General features: G+C 68.2%; 11 protein-coding genes and 3 rRNA genes. 7 read left to right on the top strand and 7 right to left on the bottom strand.

Going from position 1 to position 20,598, the window contains the following annotated elements; genetic code table 11:
• Nucleotides 1–11: 11 nt before the first annotated feature.
• Nucleotides 12–959, top strand: coding sequence for a cation diffusion facilitator family transporter (locus AAC944_RS15120; protein ID WP_030623896.1), 948 nt, complete (start codon nt 12–14; stop codon nt 957–959).
• Nucleotides 960–1,078: 119 nt separating this feature from the next.
• On the opposite strand, the gene AAC944_RS15115 is transcribed toward AAC944_RS15120, so the two are convergent.
• Entirely contained in the window at nt 1,079–3,226 is a 2,148-nt protein-coding gene (locus tag AAC944_RS15115; RefSeq protein ID WP_030623893.1) for a fructose-specific PTS transporter subunit EIIC, read from the bottom strand.
• Nucleotides 3,227–4,181: 955 nt separating this feature from the next.
• Between AAC944_RS15115 and ahcY the strand changes: the two genes are divergently transcribed.
• Both ahcY and AAC944_RS15105 read left to right on the top strand, forming a co-directional pair.
• Nucleotides 4,182–5,639, top strand: a complete 1,458-nt coding sequence (gene ahcY, locus AAC944_RS15110; protein WP_368397197.1) for an adenosylhomocysteinase — start codon at nt 4,182–4,184, stop codon at nt 5,637–5,639.
• A gap of 177 nt (nt 5,640–5,816) precedes the next feature.
• Nucleotides 5,817–6,452 (top strand): hypothetical protein, encoded by a 636-nt coding sequence (locus tag AAC944_RS15105; protein WP_030625490.1) that lies wholly within the window; start codon nt 5,817–5,819, stop codon nt 6,450–6,452.
• 37 nt (nt 6,453–6,489) lie between these two features.
• On the opposite strand, the gene AAC944_RS15100 is transcribed toward AAC944_RS15105, so the two are convergent.
• Nucleotides 6,490–7,479 carry an RDD family protein gene (locus tag AAC944_RS15100; RefSeq protein ID WP_030625493.1) on the bottom strand — a complete coding sequence of 330 codons (990 nt, stop codon included), beginning with the start codon at nt 7,477–7,479 and terminating at the stop codon, nt 6,490–6,492.
• Nucleotides 7,480–7,617: 138 nt separating this feature from the next.
• Here AAC944_RS15100 and AAC944_RS15095 point away from each other — a divergent pair, with 138 nt between their 5' ends.
• The 4 genes from AAC944_RS15095 to rrf all read left to right on the top strand — a co-directional run bounded on the left by AAC944_RS15095 (nt 7,618) and on the right by rrf (nt 14,486).
• Nucleotides 7,618–8,625, top strand: coding sequence for a stage II sporulation protein M (locus AAC944_RS15095; RefSeq protein ID WP_030625496.1), 1,008 nt, complete (start codon nt 7,618–7,620; stop codon nt 8,623–8,625).
• A gap of 706 nt (nt 8,626–9,331) precedes the next feature.
• Nucleotides 9,332–10,860 (top strand): 16S ribosomal RNA (locus AAC944_RS15090).
• Between the two features lie 311 nt (nt 10,861–11,171).
• Nucleotides 11,172–14,293, top strand: a 23S ribosomal RNA gene (locus tag AAC944_RS15085).
• Nucleotides 14,294–14,369: 76 nt separating this feature from the next.
• A 5S ribosomal RNA gene (gene rrf / locus AAC944_RS15080) occupies nt 14,370–14,486 on the top strand.
• The 16S, 23S and 5S rRNA genes sit together here, the layout of an rRNA operon.
• A 247-nt stretch (nt 14,487–14,733) precedes the next feature.
• On the opposite strand, the gene AAC944_RS15075 is transcribed toward rrf, so the two are convergent.
• Genes AAC944_RS15075 through AAC944_RS15055 form a run of 5 tightly spaced genes read right to left on the bottom strand, consistent with a single transcriptional unit; the run spans nt 14,734 to nt 20,505 of the window.
• The gene (locus AAC944_RS15075) at nt 14,734–16,044 is read right to left on the bottom strand and encodes a DUF58 domain-containing protein (protein ID WP_030625206.1); all 1,311 of its coding nucleotides are present in this window, start codon (nt 16,042–16,044) and stop codon (nt 14,734–14,736) included.
• Between the two features lie 8 nt (nt 16,045–16,052).
• A complete protein-coding gene (locus AAC944_RS15070) occupies nt 16,053–17,018 on the bottom strand; it encodes an AAA family ATPase (RefSeq protein ID WP_030625204.1) in 966 nt (321 codons plus the stop codon).
• A complete protein-coding gene (locus tag AAC944_RS15065; RefSeq protein ID WP_030625201.1) occupies nt 16,999–18,264 on the bottom strand; it encodes a DUF4350 domain-containing protein in 1,266 nt (421 codons plus the stop codon). Before AAC944_RS15065 ends, AAC944_RS15070 begins: the two co-directional genes overlap by 20 nt.
• Nucleotides 18,261–18,929 (bottom strand): DUF4129 domain-containing protein, encoded by a 669-nt coding sequence (locus AAC944_RS15060; RefSeq protein WP_368397196.1) that lies wholly within the window; start codon nt 18,927–18,929, stop codon nt 18,261–18,263. The genes AAC944_RS15065 and AAC944_RS15060 overlap by 4 nt, the downstream gene beginning before the upstream one ends.
• 28 nt (nt 18,930–18,957) lie before the next feature.
• The gene (locus AAC944_RS15055; RefSeq protein ID WP_030625195.1) at nt 18,958–20,505 is read right to left on the bottom strand and encodes a DUF7847 domain-containing protein; all 1,548 of its coding nucleotides are present in this window, start codon (nt 20,503–20,505) and stop codon (nt 18,958–18,960) included.
• Nucleotides 20,506–20,598: the final 93 nt, after the last annotated feature.

Genomic DNA, 20,598 nt, shown 5'->3' with positions numbered 1-20,598 from the left:
ATTCGGCACTCATGAGTGCATCAGGTGGCACCAAGGCCATCGTCGCGGCGCTGGGCGCCAATCTGGCCATCGCCGTAGCGAAGTTCGTGGCGTTCGCCTTCAGCGGTTCGTCCTCCATGTTGGCCGAGGGCGTGCACTCGATCGCCGACTCCGGCAACCAGGGCCTGCTGTTGCTCGGTGGCAAGAAGGCCAAGCGCGCCGCCACCGAGGAACACCCCTTCGGGTACGGCCGCGAGCGCTACATCTACGGCTTCCTCGTCTCCATCGTGCTCTTCACCATCGGCGGCGTCTTCGCGCTGTACGAGGGCTGGGAGAAGATCCAGCACCCGCACGAGCTGGAGCACTGGTACTGGCCGGTGGGCGTCCTGGTCTTCGCGATCGTCGCCGAGGGCTTCTCCTTCACCACGGCCATCAAGGAGTCCAACTCGCTGCGCGGCCGGCAGTCCTGGGCCCAGTTCGTCCGCCGCGCCAAGGCCCCCGAGCTGCCGGTCGTCCTCCTGGAGGACCTCGGCGCCCTGGTCGGCCTGATCCTCGCGCTGCTCGGCGTCTGCCTCACCCTCATCACCGGCGAGGCGGTCTGGGACGGCATCGGCACGATGTGCATCGGCGTGCTGCTCGTACTGATCGCCCTGGTCCTGGCGGCCGAGACCAAGTCGCTGCTGCTGGGCGAGTCCGCCGGCGCCGAGGAGGTCGTCAAGATCCGCGAGGCCATCGTCGACGGCGACACCGTCACCCGCGTCATCCACATGCGCACCCTCCACCTCGGCCCGGAGGAGCTGCTGGTCGCCGCGAAGGTCGCGGTCCGGCACGACGACACGGCCACGGAGGTCGCCGACGCGATCAACGCTGCGGAGGACCGCATCCGCGCCGCCGTGCCGATCGCCCGCGTCATCTACCTGGAGCCGGACATCTACAGCGCGGAGGCCGCGGCCTCGGGCACGCCGGTGCCGGGCGCCTGACGTCCGCTCGCGCCTCGCGCACGGCTCGCGCCTCGCGCACGAAGGGCCCCGCACCCACCTCGGTGGGAGCGGGGCCCTTCGCCGTACGGCACGCCTGCCGGCTGCCGGTCAGCTGCCGGTCACCGGATCTCGGCGAGTACGGCCATGATCCCGTCGACGTCCGGCGCCGCCTGCAGCCGCGCCCGGAAGTCCGTGTCCATCAGTTTCCGCGACAGCAGCGCGAGAATCCGCAGGTGCTCGTCGCCCGCCGCGGCCTCCGGCACGGAGATCATGAAGACCAGCTTCGCGAGCGTGCCGTCCAGCGATTCCCAGTCGATGCCCTCCGGGGACCGCGCGAACCCGACGACCGGCGCGGTCACCGCGTCCGTCTTGGCGTGCGGAATCGCGATCTCCTCGCCCAGTCCCGTGGTGCCCTGCGCCTCCCGCGCGAGCGCCACCCGCACCAGCTCGTCCACGTCCGCGACCTTCTCGGTCCCGGCCGTCAGCTCCGCCATCTCCCGGATCGCCGCCTCCTTCTCCGTGGCGTCCAGCCGCACCTTCACGGTGGCGGGGGAGAGGTAGCCGGAGAGCACGGCGGTGCCGGCGCCGGGCTCGGGCCCGGTCTCGGGCTCGTTCCGGTCACCGGTGGTGGCCGCGTCCGGGATCGGGGCCGCGGCCGTCGTAGCCGCGCCTTCCACGGCCGGGCGGGCGGTACCCGTAGTACTCGCCGTGCCCGCTGCGCTCGCCGTGCCCGCGCCTGCGGCGTCCACCGCACCCGCGCCCGCCAGGGCATGCTCCGGAGCGGACGCCCCGGCGGCCCCGGCACCTGCACCCCCGGCCTCATCGGCTTCCCCGGTGCCCCCGGCACCGCTCCGCTCCGCCGGCGACAGCAACGTCACCGTGCACAGCGCGGTGACGACCGTGCCGGCCACGACGGCCACGAAGAACATCGCGACGCCGCCCACCGCGCCCAGCACGGCCACGATCGGCCCGCCGTGCGGCACGTTGTCCGTGACCCCGGCCAGGCCCGCGATCGCACCGGCCACCGCGCCGCCGAGCATGTTGGACGGAATGACCCGGGCGGGCCGTCCGGCCGCGAACGGGATCGCGCCCTCCGTGATGCCGAAGCACCCCATGAACAGCGCCGCGAGGCCCGTCTCCCGCTCCTGCTCGTTGTACAGCCGGCGGCGCAGCAGCGTCGCCAGCCCCTGCCCGAGCGGCGGCACCGGAATCGCGGCCGCGCACATACCCATGATCTCGGGGTTCTTGGACACCAGACCCGCGCCGAAGAGGAATGCCGTCTTGTTGACCGGCCCGCCCATGTCGAACGCGATCATCAGTCCGAGGATCACGCCGAGCAGCGCCGCGCTGGACCCCGTCAGACCGCCCAGCCAGCTCGTCAGATGCTCGAACACCCAGGAGATCGGCTGCCCGATGACGTAGATGAAGAACAGTCCCAGCGCCGTCGTCGCCACGATCGGGATCACGATGATCGGCATGATCGGCTGGACGAACTTCGGTACCCGGACCTTCTTGATCCACAGGACCAGATAGCCGGCGAGGAATCCGGTGACGATCGCCCCGATGAAGCCCGCACCCGACTTGGAGTCGTACAGCGCACCCGTATTGGCGATCCAGCCGCCGATCATGCCCGGTACCAGCGCGGGCCGGTCCCCGATCGCGTACGCGATGTACCCGGACAGGATCGGCACCATCAGCGTGAAGCCGATCGTCCCGATGTCGTTGACGTGCTTCCAGAACGAGCCGTCGGGGATGACCAGCCCGCCGTCGGCCTGCGGGTGGCCGCCCAGCGCCAGCGAGACGGCGATGAGCAGACCGCCCACCACCACGAACGGGATCATGTAGCTGACACCGTTCATCAACGCCTTGTACGCGACGCTGCGCTCCCTGCCGCCGCCTGCCGTCCTGCTGGACGCCGCATCGGTACCGGGCGCGCCGCCGCTCCCGGCACCTGCGCCGGTACCCGCGTCCGCGCCGTACACGGGCGCGCTCCGCACCCGCTCGATCAGCTGCTCGGGATGGTGGATCCCCTCCGCCACGCCGACCACGATGACGCGCTTACCGACGAACCGGGCGCGGTCGACGTCCTTGTCAGCCGCGATGATGATCCCGTCCGCGCGTCTGACATCGTTGTCAGTCAGGACGTTCTCGGCCCCGATCGACCCTTGCGTCTCCACCTTCATCTCGTGTCCGAGCGTCTCGGCGGCCTGCGCCAGCTTCTCGGCGGCCATGTACGTGTGGGCGATGCCCGTCGGGCAGGCGGTCACCGCGAGCAGCTTCAGCCCCGACCCACCTTTCCCGGCACCCTCGGACGCCTCGGCCCCCGCGGGTCTCGAACCACCGGGCGCCGCGCTCCCGGGCCCCGCCCCGCCGGGCCCCGCACCCTCAGGGGGCTCTGCTGAACTGCTGGTCACGCCACTCTCCTCACAAAGTCCCGCGCGGAAATCGTGCAAGTGCTCCCGCGCACTCCGCATCCTGCAACAAGAACCCCACCCCTCCAACCCATCCCCACACACCCCACCCGCAACAGTCACCACGCCCCCGACAGCACTGATGGCCCCAACTGACAGCTCCACCGGGCAGCGGGCAGCCCCACCCGCGTGGGCCGCCACCCGGTGGGGCGCCCCCAGGGCACCGGCGCATGGGCCTCCAGGGGCCCCGGCCGCGTGGATCGCCCTCCCAGGCACCGCCACCCTCACCCGGGACTTTCCAGCGCTCAGCCGGTGCCCGGCCGACGCTCAGCCAGTGCCCGGCCGACGCTCAGCCAGTGCTCGGCCGGCGCGCACCGGCGACCCCCACGGCCCAACGGGCCCACGGTGTGTGACGCGCCGCACCCGTCCGGAGGGGCTGGGGTTCACTGGGCCGATCGGTGTAGATTCGTGACCAGTGCCAGACGTCGCTGCTGATGGCGGTCGGTCGGCCCGCACCGCGGACCGGCCGAGGGAGAGAGGGCCTCCGACGGACTGCGTGCTGCGGCCAGGGGACAGGTATGTCCAACGGCAGGTACCTCCCGGTTCACGCATGTCCGGCGAGGAACACGCCCGGGTGACGGCCCATGTCCAGGTGATCGGGCCGGACGAGCCATGTCCGGTCCGGGGATGTCCGTATCGCGTCGCATCGCTTTCGACGCGCGCTCGGACGGACCCGCTCACCGCACCCCGCCTGCCCGCGCCGCAGACTGCCGACCGCAACCACCCTCCGACCACCGGGGAGCAGCCCGACATGACGACAGCAGCCACCGGTCAGGACTTCAAGGTCGCCGACCTGTCCCTGGCCGCCTTCGGCCGCAAGGAGATCACCCTCGCCGAGCACGAGATGCCCGGTCTGATGGCGATCCGCAAGGAGTACGCCGAGGCGCAGCCGCTGGCCGGCGCGCGGATCACCGGTTCGCTGCACATGACCGTGCAGACCGCCGTGCTGATCGAGACCCTGGTCGCGCTGGGCGCCGAGGTCCGCTGGGCCTCCTGCAACATCTTCTCCACCCAGGACCACGCCGCGGCCGCCATCGCCGTCGGCCCGAACGGCACCCCGGACGATCCCCAGGGCGTTCCGGTCTTCGCCTGGAAGGGCGAGACGCTGGACGAGTACTGGTGGTGCACCGAGCAGGCTCTGACCTGGCCCAACTCGCCCACCGGCGGCCCGAACATGATCCTGGACGACGGTGGCGACGCCACCCTCCTGGTCCACAAGGGCGTCGAGTACGAGAAGGCCGGCAAGGCACCCTCGGTCGACACCGCCGAGAGCGACGAGCACCGCTCGATCCTGCAGCTGCTCAACCGCACCCTCGCCGAGACCCCGCAGAAGTGGACCCGCCTCGCCTCGGAGATCCGTGGTGTGACGGAGGAGACCACGACCGGTGTGCACCGGCTGTACGAGATGCACCGTGACGGCACCCTGCTCTTCCCGGCGATCAACGTGAACGACGCCGTGACCAAGTCGAAGTTCGACAACAAGTACGGCTGCCGTCACTCCCTCGTCGATGGCATCAACCGGGCCACCGACGTCCTGATCGGTGGCAAGACCGCCGTGGTGTGCGGTTACGGCGATGTGGGCAAGGGCTGTGCGGAGTCGCTGCGCGGCCAGGGCGCCCGGGTGATCGTCACGGAGGTCGACCCGATCTGCGCGCTGCAGGCGGCGATGGACGGCTACCAGGTCACCACCCTGGAGGAGGTGGTGGAGACGGCGGACATCTTCATCACCACCACCGGCAACAAGGACATCATCATGGCCTCGGACATGGCCAAGATGAAGCACCAGGCGATCGTGGGCAACATCGGCCACTTCGACAACGAGATCGACATGGCCGGTCTGGCGCAGATCGAGGGCATCGTCAAGGACGAGGTCAAGCCGCAGGTGCACACCTGGACCTTCCCCGACGGCAAGGTCCTCATCGTGCTCTCCGAGGGCCGGCTGCTGAACCTGGGCAACGCCACCGGGCACCCCTCGTTCGTGATGTCCAACTCCTTCGCGGACCAGACGCTGGCGCAGATCGAGCTGTTCACCAAGCCGGAGCAGTACCCGACGGACGTGTACGTGCTGCCCAAGCACCTGGACGAGAAGGTGGCCCGGCTCCACCTGGACGCGCTGGGCGTCAAGCTCACCACGCTCCGCCCGGAGCAGGCCGCCTACATCGGCGTCGAGGTCGAGGGTCCCTACAAGCCCGACCACTACCGCTACTGAGCCCGGCACTGCCGCACGGCACCTGGCGACTCAGCGCGGCCCGAACGCGTCGAGCAGTCAGCCGCTGAACCAGGCCCCCGTCCTCCCGGGCGGGGGCCTGGCCCGCGCAAGGCCTTGCGTAGCCTCGACGGCAGCCCCCTTGGCGGGAACGACTGCCGGAACCATCGAAGGACCCCCATGCCCCGCGGCCGCTACTCGCTGCACGATCCGCACGATCACACCCCCCTCGGTGAAGAGCACTTCCACTGCGCCACCGGCCCCTCCGGCTGGCGTTACGTCTCGCAGATCACCACCCCCTCCGGCGACCACGCCGGCTCCGTCGACCTCACCCTCGACGACCTCGGCCGCCCCATCCGGCTCGAGCTCCACGCCTCTTCCTGGCAGGTACGCGGTGCCGCGCTCGAAGGCGTCACCTGGGTCCGTACCGACCCGTCCGGCACGCACGCCACCGAAGGCAACGTCCGCGCCCACGCCTTCACCGGCGCGTCCCCCGCCTTCCTCGTCGCCACCGCCCGGCTGCTGCGCCCCGCCCCCGGCTCCGGAGCCGTCCGCGCCCGTCTCGTGGCCTTCACACCCCCCGTCCTCGCCCCCCGCACCCTCGACCAGTCCTGGGCCCTGGCGAACAGGACAGCACACACCACTGACAACGGCCCGCTGACCGTGGACGAGTACCAGGTCAACGACCTGGAGACCGGCGAGCAGCACGCGATCCACATCGCCGGCGACGTCGTCCTCTCCGCCCCCGGCATCGAGCTGGAAGACCTCGAATCCCCGCCCTCCACCTTCCCCACCGACACCGCCACGGACTTCTGACGGCCCCGGCACCCGCGCGATCACCTCACGCGGCGACTCACGCGGGCGGCACGAACCCCGTCGTACGCCCCGCCCCCGCCGCGGGTGCCGCGTCCGCCGCTCCTGCCGCGCGTTCCGCCTCCGCCGAGCCATCAGCGGCGCGAGCAGCACTCGTAGTACCTGCTGCCTCCGTCCCGGCCGCAGGCACGGGCACCGCCGATCCCCCCGCCGCCGCGGCCCTGGCCGCCCCTTCCACAGCTCCAGGAACCCCAGTCCCCCCGACTCCGGAAGTCCGCTCGGCTCCGAAGGCCCGCCGCGCTTCCCGCCCCTGCCGCTCGGACACCACCGCCGACAGATAGGCGGCGGGATGCATCCCCTGCGGCAGCCCCGCTCCCGTCCACCCTGCGAAGTCCTCGGCCAGCTGCCCCGCCATCCGCCACCCGACCTGCGGATCCAGCTGACCCGTCCGCGCCAGGAACTGCCGCACGGCCAGCCACCAGCTGTCCGGCACCCGCGACAGGTCCAGCGCGCCGAGCTGTCCCGCGAGCCAGGGGGGCGGAGGCGGCAGCGCCGCACCGCCCCGCGGCACCGGTATCCGCTCGCGCACGACAACCGTGCCGGCGAACACGTCCCCGAGCCGCCGCCCGCGCGCCGACACCAGCGAGGCGATGCATGCCACGACCCCCATCGTCAGCACGATCTCGATGGCCCCCATCGCCCCGCGCACCAGCGCGTGCCGGAAGCGGATCGGACCGCCGTCCTCGCGTACCACGCGCAGCCCGCACGCCAGCTTCCCGAGCGAGCGGCCATGGCTCAGCGTCTCGACCACGATCGGGATCCCGATCAGTACGAGGACGAAGGCCGCCACCGAAACCGCCGCCACCGCGGCCGGGTCCAGCGACGCCGTAGCGGCGAGCAGCGTCATGGAGACGGCGATGTAGCCGGCCCAGGCCACGGCAAGGTCGATGAGGACCGCCAGCGCCCGGCTCGGCAGCCTGGCCGGCCGCAGCCCGAGGACGACCGCCTCACCCGTCACCAGCTCGTTCATCCGTGCCGTCCTCCCTCGCCTTGGACCCCGCCCGCCCCGCTGCCGGCACCGCCAGTCTGCCAAGCGGATACGACAATCGGCCCAGTACGTTCATCATGAGGACCAGGACCGTCACCGTGGGACGAGGAGCGCTACCGAATGGACCTCGATGTCTTCGTCACCGCGCACAGAGCCGAGTGGGCACGCCTCGAAGAGCTGCTGCGCCGCAAGCGCCGCCTCTCCGGCGCCGAGGCCGATGAACTGATCACCCTCTACCAGCGCGCCACCACCCACCTCTCGCTGCTCCAGTCCACCGCACCGGACCCCGCCGTGACCGCCCGGCTGACCTCCCTGGTCGCCCGGGCACGCAGCGCCGTGACGGGAGCGCGCAAGGCCTCCTGGCGGGACGCCGCCCGCTTCTTCACGACCTCGTTCCCCGCCGCGCTCTACCGTCTCCGCCACTGGTGGATCCCCACCGCGATCCTGTCCACGGTGGTCGCCGCCGTCATCGGCTGGTGGATCGCCGCGCACCCGGAGGTGCAGGCCTCCATCGGAGCGCCCGACGCCCTACGGGAGATGACCAAGCCGGGCGGCCAGTACGAGACGTACTACTCCAGCCACCCCGCCGCCTCCTTCGCCGCCCAGGTGTGGACGAACAACGCCCAGGCCGCGGCCCTCTGCCTGGTCCTCGGCGCATTCCTCTGCGTACCGGCCCTCTGGGTCCTCTTCCAGAACATGCTCAACGTGGGAGTCGGCATCGGCCTGATGGCCTCCGCGGGCCGTCTCGACACGTTCCTCGGGCTGATCCTGCCCCACGGCCTCCTCGAGCTGACTGCCGTGTTCGCCGCCGGCGGCGTGGGCCTGAAGCTGGGCTGGACGGTCATCGACCCGGGGCCCCGCACCCGACGGGACGCCCTGGCACAGGAAGGGCGCGCGGCGCTCGGCGTGGCTCTGGGACTGGCCGCCGTACTGTTCGTCTCCGGAGCCATCGAAGGCTTCGTCACGCCTTCCGGCCTGCCCACCTGGGCCCGCATCGGCATTGGCGTCGTCGCCGAACTGGCCTTCCTCGCGTACGTCTACGGGCCCGGCCGGCGCGCGGCGCGGGCAGGAGAGACCGGCGACATCGAAAGTTCCGACCGGCAGGCAACGGTCCCGACCGCTGCCTGACCTGCGGCCTCAGCCGCAGCAGAAAGCCGGATGTGCATCGGGCACCCCTGAGCTGCTAATCTCCTCATCACCCCAGGAAACCCGTTGACACGGACGACTGGGGGAGGTAGATTCAAACGGTTGCCAGGAGTTGGACAAGCTCCTCCGCGACAGTTAGCATCTACTGCGCTCCGGTCGGGATTCGATTCGACGGAGTCCTTCCGAACTCTCATCGGGAACGCCAGGCCGATCAAATCGGCGAAAACGCTTCTGATAAAGTCGGAAACGTCGAAAGACGAAAGGCCAATCCAAAGGCCACCGGAAACAAATCCGAACCGGAAACGGCACGGGCGAGGATCTGGTAAAGTCGGAACCGCCGAAAGGGAAAGCCCGAAAGGGCCGGACCGGAAAGCGAACCCCGCTCCAGCAGGGGGCCGGATCACCGAAAAGGATCTGGTAAGGTTGGAAACACCGAAGGGAAGCGCCCGGAGGAAAGCCCGAGAGGGTGAGTACAAAGGAAGCGTCCGTTCCTTGAGAACTCAACAGCGTGCCAAAAGTCAACGCCAGATATGTTGATACCCCGTCTCCAGCAGCTCTGCTGGGACGAGGTTCCTTTGAAAGTCCTCCCAAGTTTGGGAGGCAACACAGCGAGGACGCTGTGAACGGATCGGACTATTCCTCCGATCTGTTCCGCTCTCGTGGTGTTCGCCCCGATCACGGGGAAGCATTCACGGAGAGTTTGATCCTGGCTCAGGACGAACGCTGGCGGCGTGCTTAACACATGCAAGTCGAACGATGAAGCCGCTTCGGTGGTGGATTAGTGGCGAACGGGTGAGTAACACGTGGGCAATCTGCCCTGCACTCTGGGACAAGCCCTGGAAACGGGGTCTAATACCGGATACGACACGGGATCGCATGGTCTCCGTGTGGAAAGCTCCGGCGGTGCAGGATGAGCCCGCGGCCTATCAGCTTGTTGGTGGGGTAATGGCCTACCAAGGCGACGACGGGTAGCCGGCCTGAGAGGGCGACCGGCCACACTGGGACTGAGACACGGCCCAGACTCCTACGGGAGGCAGCAGTGGGGAATATTGCACAATGGGCGCAAGCCTGATGCAGCGACGCCGCGTGAGGGATGACGGCCTTCGGGTTGTAAACCTCTTTCAGCAGGGAAGAAGCGCAAGTGACGGTACCTGCAGAAGAAGCGCCGGCTAACTACGTGCCAGCAGCCGCGGTAATACGTAGGGCGCAAGCGTTGTCCGGAATTATTGGGCGTAAAGAGCTCGTAGGCGGCTTGTCGCGTCGGATGTGAAAGCCCGGGGCTTAACCCCGGGTCTGCATTCGATACGGGCAGGCTAGAGTTCGGTAGGGGAGATCGGAATTCCTGGTGTAGCGGTGAAATGCGCAGATATCAGGAGGAACACCGGTGGCGAAGGCGGATCTCTGGGCCGATACTGACGCTGAGGAGCGAAAGCGTGGGGAGCGAACAGGATTAGATACCCTGGTAGTCCACGCCGTAAACGTTGGGAACTAGGTGTGGGCGACATTCCACGTCGTCCGTGCCGCAGCTAACGCATTAAGTTCCCCGCCTGGGGAGTACGGCCGCAAGGCTAAAACTCAAAGGAATTGACGGGGGCCCGCACAAGCGGCGGAGCATGTGGCTTAATTCGACGCAACGCGAAGAACCTTACCAAGGCTTGACATACACCGGAAACGTCTGGAGACAGGCGCCCCCTTGTGGTCGGTGTACAGGTGGTGCATGGCTGTCGTCAGCTCGTGTCGTGAGATGTTGGGTTAAGTCCCGCAACGAGCGCAACCCTTGTTCTGTGTTGCCAGCATGCCCTTCGGGGTGATGGGGACTCACAGGAGACTGCCGGGGTCAACTCGGAGGAAGGTGGGGACGACGTCAAGTCATCATGCCCCTTATGTCTTGGGCTGCACACGTGCTACAATGGCCGGTACAATGAGCTGCGATACCGCGAGGTGGAGCGAATCTCAAAAAGCCGGTCTCAGTTCGGATTGGGGTCTGCAACTCGACCCCATGAAGTCGGAGTCGCTAGTAATCGCAGATCAGCATTGCTGCGGTGAATACGTTCCCGGGCCTTGTACACACCGCCCGTCACGTCACGAAAGTCGGTAACACCCGAAGCCGGTGGCCCAACCCCTTGTGGGAGGGAATCGTCGAAGGTGGGACTGGCGATTGGGACGAAGTCGTAACAAGGTAGCCGTACCGGAAGGTGCGGCTGGATCACCTCCTTTCTAAGGAGCACTTCTAAGCCGGTCCTTCGGGGCTGGTTCAGAGGCCAGAACATCAGCGAACGTCTGATGCTGGTTGCTCATGGGTGGAACGTTGACTACTCGGCACACTCGGTTTCGAGACCACTAGTACTGCTTCGGCGTGGAACGTGAGGATCGGCTGGATGTGTCGGGCACGCTGTTGGGTGTCTGAGGGCACGGACGAGAGTTCGTTCCTTCACAGACGCCGGCCCCAGTGAACTCGACCGGTAGCGGTTGGGGTGGTGGGTGGCTGGTCGTTGCTTGAGAACTGCACAGTGGACGCGAGCATCTGTGGCCAAGTTTTTAAGGGCGCACGGTGGATGCCTTGGCACCAGGAACCGATGAAGGACGTGGGAGGCCGCGATAGTCCCCGGGGAGTCGTCAACCAGGCTTTGATCCGGGGGTTTCCGAATGGGGAAACCCGGCAGTCGTCATGGGCTGTCACCCGCTGCTGAACACATAGGCAGTGTGGAGGGAACGCGGGGAAGTGAAACATCTCAGTACCCGCAGGAAGAGAAAACAACCGTGATTCCGGGAGTAGTGGCGAGCGAAACCGGATGAGGCCAAACCGTATTGGTGTGATACCCGGCAGGGGTTGCCAGTGCGGGGTTGTGGGATCTCTTGTCTGCAGTCTGCCGGCTGTGGGACGAGTCAGAAACCGTTGATGTAGGCGAAGGACATGCGAAAGGTCCGGCGTAGAGGGTAAGACCCCCGTAGCCGAAACATCAGCGGCTCGTTGGAGAGACACCCAAGTAGCACGGGGCCCGAGAAATCCCGTGTGAATCTGGCGGGACCACCCGTTAAGCCTAAATATTCCCTGGTGACCGATAGCGGATAGTACCGTGAGGGAATGGTGAAAAGTACCGCGGGAGCGGAGTGAAATAGTACCTGAAACCGTGTGCCTACAAGCCGTGGGAGCGTCGCATACAGCTTGCTGTATGTCGTGACTGCGTGCCTTTTGAAGAATGAGCCTGCGAGTTTGCGGTATGTTGCGAGGTTAACCCGTGTGGGGAAGCCGTAGCGAAAGCGAGTCCGAAGAGGGCGACTTCAGTAGCATGCTCAAGACCCGAAGCGGAGTGATCTAGCCATGGGCAGGTTGAAGCGGAGGTAAGACTTCGTGGAGGACCGAACCCACCAGGGTTGAAAACCTGGGGGATGACCTGTGGTTAGGGGTGAAAGGCCAATCAAACTCCGTGATAGCTGGTTCTCCCCGAAATGCATTTAGGTGCAGCGTCGTGTGTTTCTTGCCGGAGGTAGAGCACTGGATAGGCGATGGGCCCTACCGGGTTACTGACCTTAGCCAAACTCCGAATGCCGGTAAGTGAGAGCGCGGCAGTGAGACTGTGGGGGATAAGCTCCATGGTCGAGAGGGAAACAGCCCAGAGCATCGACTAAGGCCCCTAAGCGTGTGCTAAGTGGGAAAGGATGTGGAGTCGCAGAGACAACCAGGAGGTTGGCTTAGAAGCAGCCACCCTTGAAAGAGTGCGTAATAGCTCACTGGTCAAGTGATTCCGCGCCGACAATGTAGCGGGGCTCAAGCACACCGCCGAAGTCGTGTCATTGCGATATGACCCCCAACGGGGATCGTGATGGGTAGGGGAGCGTCGTGTGCCGGGTGAAGCAGCCGTGGAAACGAGTTGTGGACGGTTCACGAGTGAGAATGCAGGCATGAGTAGCGATTCACACGTGAGAAACGTGTGCGCCGATTGACTAAGGGTTCCTGGGTCAAGCTGATCTGCCCAGGGTAAGTCGGGACCTAAGGCGAGGCCGACAGGCGTAGTCGATGGACAACCGGTTGATATTCCGGTACCCGCTTTGAAGCGCCAAACATCGAATCAGGCGATGCTAAGTCCGTGAAGCCGCCCTGAGCTCTTCGGAGCGTAGGGGAGTGGTGGAGCCGACGAACCAGACTTGTAGTAGGTGAGTGATGGGGTGACGCAGGAAGGTAGTCCAGCCCGGGCGGTGGTTGTCCCGGGGTAAGGGTGTAGCCCGTGCGGTAGGCAAATCCGTCGCACGTTGAAGGGTGAGACCTGATGCCGAGCCGATTGTGGTGAAGTGGATGATCCTATGCTGTCGAGAAAAGCCTCTAGCGAGTTTCATGGCGGCCCGTACCCTAAACCGACTCAGGTGGTCAGGTAGAGAATACCGAGGCGTTCGGGTGAACTATGGTTAAGGAACTCGGCAAAATGCCCCCGTAACTTCGGGAGAAGGGGGGCCATTGCTGGTGATGAGGTTTTCCCTCTGAGCTGGTGGTGGCCGCAGAGACCAGCGAGAAGCGACTGTTTACTAAAAACACAGGTCCGTGCGAAGCCGTAAGGCGATGTATACGGACTGACGCCTGCCCGGTGCTGGAACGTTAAGGGGACCGGTTAGCTTGGTTTCGACCAGGCGAAGCTGAGAACTTAAGCGCCAGTAAACGGCGGTGGTAACTATAACCATCCTAAGGTAGCGAAATTCCTTGTCGGGTAAGTTCCGACCTGCACGAATGGCGTAACGACTTCTCGACTGTCTCAACCATAGGCCCGGTGAAATTGCACTACGAGTAAAGATGCTCGTTTCGCGCAGCAGGACGGAAAGACCCCGGGACCTTTACTATAGCTTGATATTGGTGTTCGGTTCGGCTTGTGTAGGATAGGTGGGAGACTGTGAAGCCGTGACGCCAGTCATGGTGGAGTCATTGTTGAAATACCACTCTGGTCGTGCTGGATGTCTAACCTGGGTCCGTGATCCGGATCAGGGACAGTGTCTGGTGGGTAGTTTAACTGGGGCGGTTGCCTCCCAAAGGGTAACGGAGGCGCCCAAAGGTTCCCTCAGCCTGGTTGGCAATCAGGTGTTGAGTGTAAGTGCACAAGGGAGCTTGACTGTGAGACTGACGGGTCGAGCAGGGACGAAAGTCGGGACTAGTGATCCGGCGGTGGCTTGTGGAAGCGCCGTCGCTCAACGGATAAAAGGTACCCCGGGGATAACAGGCTGATCTTCCCCAAGAGTCCATATCGACGGGATGGTTTGGCACCTCGATGTCGGCTCGTCGCATCCTGGGGCTGGAGTCGGTCCCAAGGGTTGGGCTGTTCGCCCATTAAAGCGGTACGCGAGCTGGGTTTAGAACGTCGTGAGACAGTTCGGTCCCTATCCGCTGTGCGCGTAGGAGTATTGAGAAGGGCTGTCCCTAGTACGAGAGGACCGGGACGGACGAACCTCTGGTGTGCCAGTTGTCCTGCCAAGGGCATGGCTGGTTGGCTACGTTCGGGAGGGATAACCGCTGAAAGCATCTAAGCGGGAAGCCTGCTTCGAGATGAGTGCTCCCACCTCCTTGAGAGGGTAAGGCTCCCAGTAGACGACTGGGTTGATAGGCCAGATATGGAAGCCCGGTAACGGGTGGAGTTGACTGGTACTAATAGGCCGAGGGCTTGTCCTCAGTTGCTCGCGTCCACTGTGTTTGTTCTGAAGTAACGAACTCGCCTTGTCGGCTGGAGTTGTTATCTTCATAGTGTTTCGGTGGTCATAGCGTTAGGGAAACGCCCGGTTACATTTCGAACCCGGAAGCTAAGCCTTTCAGCGCCGATGGTACTGCAGGGGGGACCCTGTGGGAGAGTAGGACGCCGCCGAACAATTTTTGTGGGAAAGCCCCGCACCGTATGGTGCGGGGCTTTTCTGCGTTTACGGCCCGGACCCGTCGAACCTCGAAGCGAGACGGCAGGTTTCGACTGGCCGCCTCGCCTGGCCTCGCTTGGCCGGCCCCTTCTGGAGCCGGTGAGGGAGGCGAGGAAAGGCGAAGCGGGAAAGCTTCCGCCCACCCCCGAGGTAGTTTCGGACGAGGCAGTCCGGAGGGACCTCACGCCCTCCTCTGCGGCTTTCTCAGAGACGTCCGGAAGCCTTGAGGGCGAGGTACGCGTCGGCCAGTTCAGGGGCGAGACGGGCCGGCGTGGCGTCGACGACGGTGACGCCATTGCGGCGGAGTCGATCCGCGGTGCGGAGGCGCTCCGCACGCGTGCGTTCCGCGGCGGCCGCGGCGTACACGTCGGTGGGGGTGTGGCGGGACCGGGCCATGGACTCGATACGCGGGTCTGCCACCGCGGCCACGATGACCTCGTTGTTCCGCGTGAGGCCGGGGAGTACGGGCAGCAGGCCCTCCTCGACCGGCGCCGCGTCGAGGCCGGTGAACAGCACGATGAGGGAGCGGCGCGGGGCGCTGCGGCGGATCGCCGCCGCCAGGCCGCGAGCGTCGGCCTCGACGAGCTCGGCCTCCAGCGGAGTCAGCGCGTCGGTCAGCGCGGGCAGCAGGTCGCGTGCCGTGCGGCCGTGGACGGCGGCGCGTACGCGGCGGTCGTAGGCGAGCAGGTCGACGCGGTCGCCGGCGCGGGAGGCAAGGGCCGCGAGGAGCAGCGCGGCGTCCATGGAGGCGTCGAGGCGGGGGATGTCACCGACTCGGCCGGCCGAGGTACGGCCGGTTTCCAGGGCCAGGAGGATGTGACGGTCGCGTTCGGGCCGCCAGGTGCGTACGGCGACGGTCTGCTGCCGTGCGGTGGCGCGCCAGTCGATGGACCGGGTGTCGTCGCCGGGGGTGTAGTCACGCAGGCTGTCGAACTCCGTGCCCTCGCCGCGCGTGAGGATGCTGGTGCGGCCGTCGAGTTCGCGCAGGCGGGCGAGCTTCGCGGGCAGGTGCTTGCGGCTGGTGAACGGCGGCAGGGCACGGACGGCCCAGGGGACGTGATGGCTGCCTTGGCGGGCGGCCAGGCCGAGCGGCCCGTACGACCGGACGGTGATGCGTACGGCGCGGTGCTCGCCGCGGCGGGTGGGGTGCAGGGACGTGGTGACGCGGCGGCGCTCGGACGCGGGGATGCGGAGGCGGTGCCGTGATGCGGCGAATTCGGTGCCGGGGTGGAAGGCACTGGGGGGCCAGGCGTCGCGGAGGTCGGCACGCAAGGGGCGCCCGGTGGGATTGGTGATGGTGAGGTGCGTGGGGACAGCGTCACCGAGTCGAACTGATGTGTCGCCGGTACGGGTGAACTGCAGCTTTCGCACTGGCGCGGCGAGTGAGAGGTCGCACAAAATTGCTGCAAGCAAGAAGAGCTGGACGGTGAGGATGCCGGTCCAGCCAGGGAGCAGCAGACCGACGACGAGTGCGCCGAGAGCCGCGAGAAGTGCGGTACGTCCGGTGAGGGCCATGACGTGGCTCAGCGGGGGACGGGGAGGTGGGCGAGGATCGCGGAGATGACGGAGTCGGTCGTGACTCCTTCCATCTCCGCTTCGGGGCGGAGCTGGACGCGGTGGCGCAGTGTGGGGAGGGCCAGGGCCTTGACGTCGTCGGGGGTGACGTAGTCACGGCCGGTCAGCCAGGCCCAGGCGCGGGCCGTGGAAAGCAGTGCGGTGGCACCTCGGGGGGAGACACCGAGGGAGAACGAGGGGGATTCACGCGTGGCACGGCAGATATCGACGATGTAGGCGGCGATGTCGGGGGACACGGCGGTCTTGGCGACGGCTGCCCGGGCGGCTTCGAGGTCGGCGGCGCCGGCGACGGGGCGTAGCCCGGCGGATTCGAGATCGCGTGGGCTGAAGCCCTCGGCGTGCCGGGTGAGGATGCCGATCTCGTCCTGGCGGGCGGGCAGCGGGACCGTGAGCTTGAGCAGGAAGCGGTCGAGCTGGGCCTCGGGCAGGGGATAGGTGCCCTCGTACTCCACAGGGTTCTGCGTCGCGGCGACCAGGAACGGTTCGGGCAGGGGCCGAGGCGTGCCGTCCACGGTCACCTGGCGCTCTTCCATGGCTTCGAGGAGGGACGCCTGCGTCTTGGGCGGGGTCCGGTTGATCTCGTCCGCGAGCAGGATGTTCGTGAAGACAGGGCCCGGCTGGAACGAGAACTCCGCGGTGCGCGCGTCGTAGACGAGTGAGCCGGTGACATCGCTCGGCATGAGGTCGGGGGTGAACTGGACGCGCTTCGTACCCAGGTCGAGCGCTGCCGCGAGGGAGCGTACGAGCAGGGTCTTGGCGACGCCGGGCACGCCTTCGAGCAGGACGTGGCCTCGGCAGAGCAACGCGACGACCAGGCCGGTGACGGCGGGGTCCTGGCCGACGACGGCCTTGGCGATCTCGGTGCGCAGAGCCTCCAGGGAAGCTCGGGCGCTGTCAGCTGTCGGGGTGCTCACGAGGTGCGTGCCTCTCTTGGAGAAGGATCGAGCGTTCGAGGTCGTCGAGTCGGTCGGCCAGCTGGACCAGGGCCTTGTCGTCCTCGGGCGCGGGGCCGAAGAGCAGGGCGTGCAGTGCTGTGGCGGAACCGCCGTCCGCGGTGAGGCGGGTGGCGACGGCCGGGACGAGGACGTCCGCGGTGTCGACGTGGAGGGGAGGCACACCGACGAGGGGGGCCAGCCGGGTGCGGGTGGCCGAGCGCAGGACGGCGGCGGCCTGGTCGCGGGCGCCGGCCTGCTGGTAGAGGCGGGCGCGGCCCTCGGTCGTCTCGGCGGCGGGCACGGTGACCGGCAGCCGCTCGGGGACGAGGGGGCCGAGCCGGCGGGCGCGCCAGAGGGCGGTCAGTACGGCGGCGACGGCCAGCTGCAGCAGTCCCCAGCGCCAGCCGGAAGGGATGAGGTCGAGAAAAGAGCGCTCGCCGTTCTGAGCGGTCGAGGGATCACTGACGGAGGGGAGGTACCAGACCAGATGACGGTGCGAACCGAGGAGTTGCAGGGCGAGCGAGGCGTTGCCCCGCTCGGCGAGGCGGTGGTTCTGGAGCAGGTCGGAGGAGCCGAGCAGCACGGTGTCGGGGGCGGCGGCTCCGGAGCCGCTCGCTGGTCCCGTGTCTTCCGCCGTGTTGCCCGGCACGCGCAGCAGGGTGGGCAGGCCGTCGACGGAGTAGCAGCGGCCGGCGTCGGGGCCGGAGCCGGTGTAGCGGAATCCGCCGAGGTCGGCGTCGCCGGCGCGGCGGGCGGCGGGCAGAGCGCAGTCCGGTGCGCGCACGGTGACGTCGGCGGGCTCCGCGGCTCGTACTCCGGGGGCCAGGGCGTCGAGCGCTGCCTGGTCGGGGCCGAGGAGGACGGTGCGGCCCGTGGCGCGCCCGGTGGCGGTACGCAAGGTGTCGAGCTGCCGGTCGGCCAGCAGGTTCGGGTTGGTGACCAGCAGGGTGGTGTCGGGGCCCATGGCGTCGGCCGCCTCGCGGGTGCTGGTGACGACGCGGGTGCTGACGCCTCGTTCGGACAGCAGGGTGGCGAGTGCGCGGCTGCCGGTGGGGTCCGCGGAGCGCGGGTCGAGGCGGCCGTGCTGTTCGCCGGATTTCAGGGCCGCGATGACGATGCCGCCCAGGGCGAGGACGAGGAGCGCGATCAGCAGGCCGCGGGAGCGCGACCAGATCCTCGCGGCGGTGGGCGAGACGGACGTGGAGTACGCGGGGGAGGCGGTCATCCGGCGGCCCCGGGGGCGGCGGTGGTGAGGTGCGGCCTGGCCTGGCTCAGGTCGGTGTCCAGGGCGCTGAGCAGAGCGTATTCCTCTGCGGTGCCGGCGCGGTGCCCGTACGTGATGGCGTCGAAGGTGCGGGCGGCGGCGCGGAGCCGGTCGGCGTGCGCGGGGAAGGCGCGGCCGGACTCGGTGGCCGCCTCGTCGGCGGTGCGTCCCGGAGCCGGTGTGAGCAGCGCGCGTTCCTCCAGGGCGAGGACGATGGCCCGCATCCGTTCCTGGACGGCGGGGGCCCAGTCACTGAGGGCGGCGTGTGCTTCGGCGGCCGAGCGGTGTTCGGCGGCGGTGCGGGGCCGGTCGGTGAAGAGTGCGGGGCCGGTGGTGGGCGTGCGGCGCAGGGCGCCGAGCCGCAGCCGGAGGGCGATGATCAGGAGCAGAGCGGCCAGGGCGATGACGAGCAGTCCGACCCAGCCGCCGGGGGTGGCCCCGGCGGCTGCGCCGAGGAGGTCGTCGACGCGCTGCCAGAGCCAGTTCAGGGCACGCTGGAGCGGGTTGGGGGCGTACTCGTGGTACCGCGGCTTGGACAGTTCGCGTTCCGCCGCCTCGCGGGCGGGTATGCGTGGCGTCTTGACGGGCACGTCGTCGCCGGTGCCCGCGAGTTGCTGCGCGAGCACGGCGACTCTCCCCCCGGCCGTCACCGCATCAGCTCCCGGGCGTGGGGCCGGGGGCGGGGGCCGCGTCGGCGCCGTAGCCGGGGAGGCCGGCCGCGCGTGCGAGCTCCAGGTCGAGCGCCTCCCGGCGGATCCGCTGGTCCATGTAGAGCAGCGCGGTGACGCCGGCGCTGATCGGGAAGGTGACGGTCGAGCTGATCACGGCCCCGATGCCGGACACGATCAGGAACGTCCAGCCCGTCGTGGCGGTGCCGGCCATCCAGTCCGCCATGCTGTCGCCGCCGATGAGGAAGGCGACGACGGTGGCCGGGATCTGGACGATGAACTCCACGAGCACCACGATCAGCACGGTGAGCAGCTGGATGCCCAGCACCCGCCACCAGGAGCCGCGTACGAGCTTGGCGGAGCGGCGCATGGACGTGATGACGCCCTGCTTCTCCAGCATCAGGGCCGGCGCGGCGAGACAGTAGCGGATCCACAGCCAGACCCCGGCGACCGTGGCGGCGAGCGCGCCCAGCAGCGCGAGAGCCACACCGGCCGGTACGGCCCCGGCCACGGCGACCAGGATGCCGGGTACCAGAGCGACCGCCATGGCGGCCAGGATGAGCAGCGGCACGAGGATCAGCAGCCCGAAGAGGCGGGGCAGTTGCCGGCGCGAGTCGCGCCAGGCCTCACCGAGGGAGACCGAGCGGCCCAGGACGGCACGGCTGACGACGATGGTGATCAGCGCGGTGGCGACCACCGTGCCGAGCATGGCGATGAACCAGGTGATCCCGCCGGCGGCGAACTGGCCGCCGGCCTCGCGCATGACCTTGTCGAGATCGGCGCTCGGGTCGGTCCCCAGGGCCAGGCTGTCGCTGCCGCGGAACCACACGCCCGAGACGACGGTGGCGAGGGCCTGCGTGATCACGGCGACGACGAGCGAGATGCCCATCATGGTGCGCCAGTGCGCCCGCATCGTGGCCACCGCGCCGTCCAGGATCTCGCTGACGCCGAGCGGGCGCAGTGGGATGACGCCGGGCTTGGCAGCCGGAGGCGGCGGGGACCATGCGCCGCCCCAGCCGGCCGGGCCGCCGCCCCAGTTGGGGCCGCCGGGGCCGGGCTGTCCGTTCCAGCCTTGCTGTCCGCCCCAGCCGGGCTGTGCACCCCAGCCCGGTTGGCCGCCGGGGCCGCCCTGCGGGCCGGGGCCGCCCGGCGGATTCCAGCCGGAACCGCCGCCGTCGGCGCCGTCTCCGCCGATACCGCCTCCGCCGGCTCCTGGCGCGCCTCCGGCCGGTGCGCCGCCGCTGGGCGCGGACCACTGTCCGGCCGGCGGCTGTTCCTTGGCCCACTGGGCGGAGGGCTGCTGACCGGCCGTGTGCGGCGCTCCGGACGCGGGCCGCTGGTCCGCTGCCTGCGGAGCCGCGGGCGTCGGCTGCTGAGCCTGCTGCTGGTCCGCTGGGCCCTGTTCGGGCGTAGGCGCGTCGGCGGGCTGCCGGCCGGTGGTGTTCTCGGACGGTGCGGGCTGCTCCTGAGGGCCGCGGTCCGGCTCGTCGGAGGGGGAGGATCCGGGCGAGGCCCAGCCCGGAGAGTTGTTCATCGTCGCTCCTTCACACTGCCCGTCCGCAGCGGCGGTCGGGTTCCGGGGTCCGCGGTGTCAGTCATCGTGCCATGGCAAGTCCGGTTTCGTACC

Origin of the sequence: Streptomyces sclerotialus (assembly GCF_040907265.1) — a bacterium.
GTDB lineage: Bacteria > Actinomycetota > Actinomycetes > Streptomycetales > Streptomycetaceae > Streptomyces > Streptomyces sclerotialus.
Note: the sequence above shows the minus strand (reverse complement) of the source record. Positions and strands in the feature narration are given on the sequence as shown.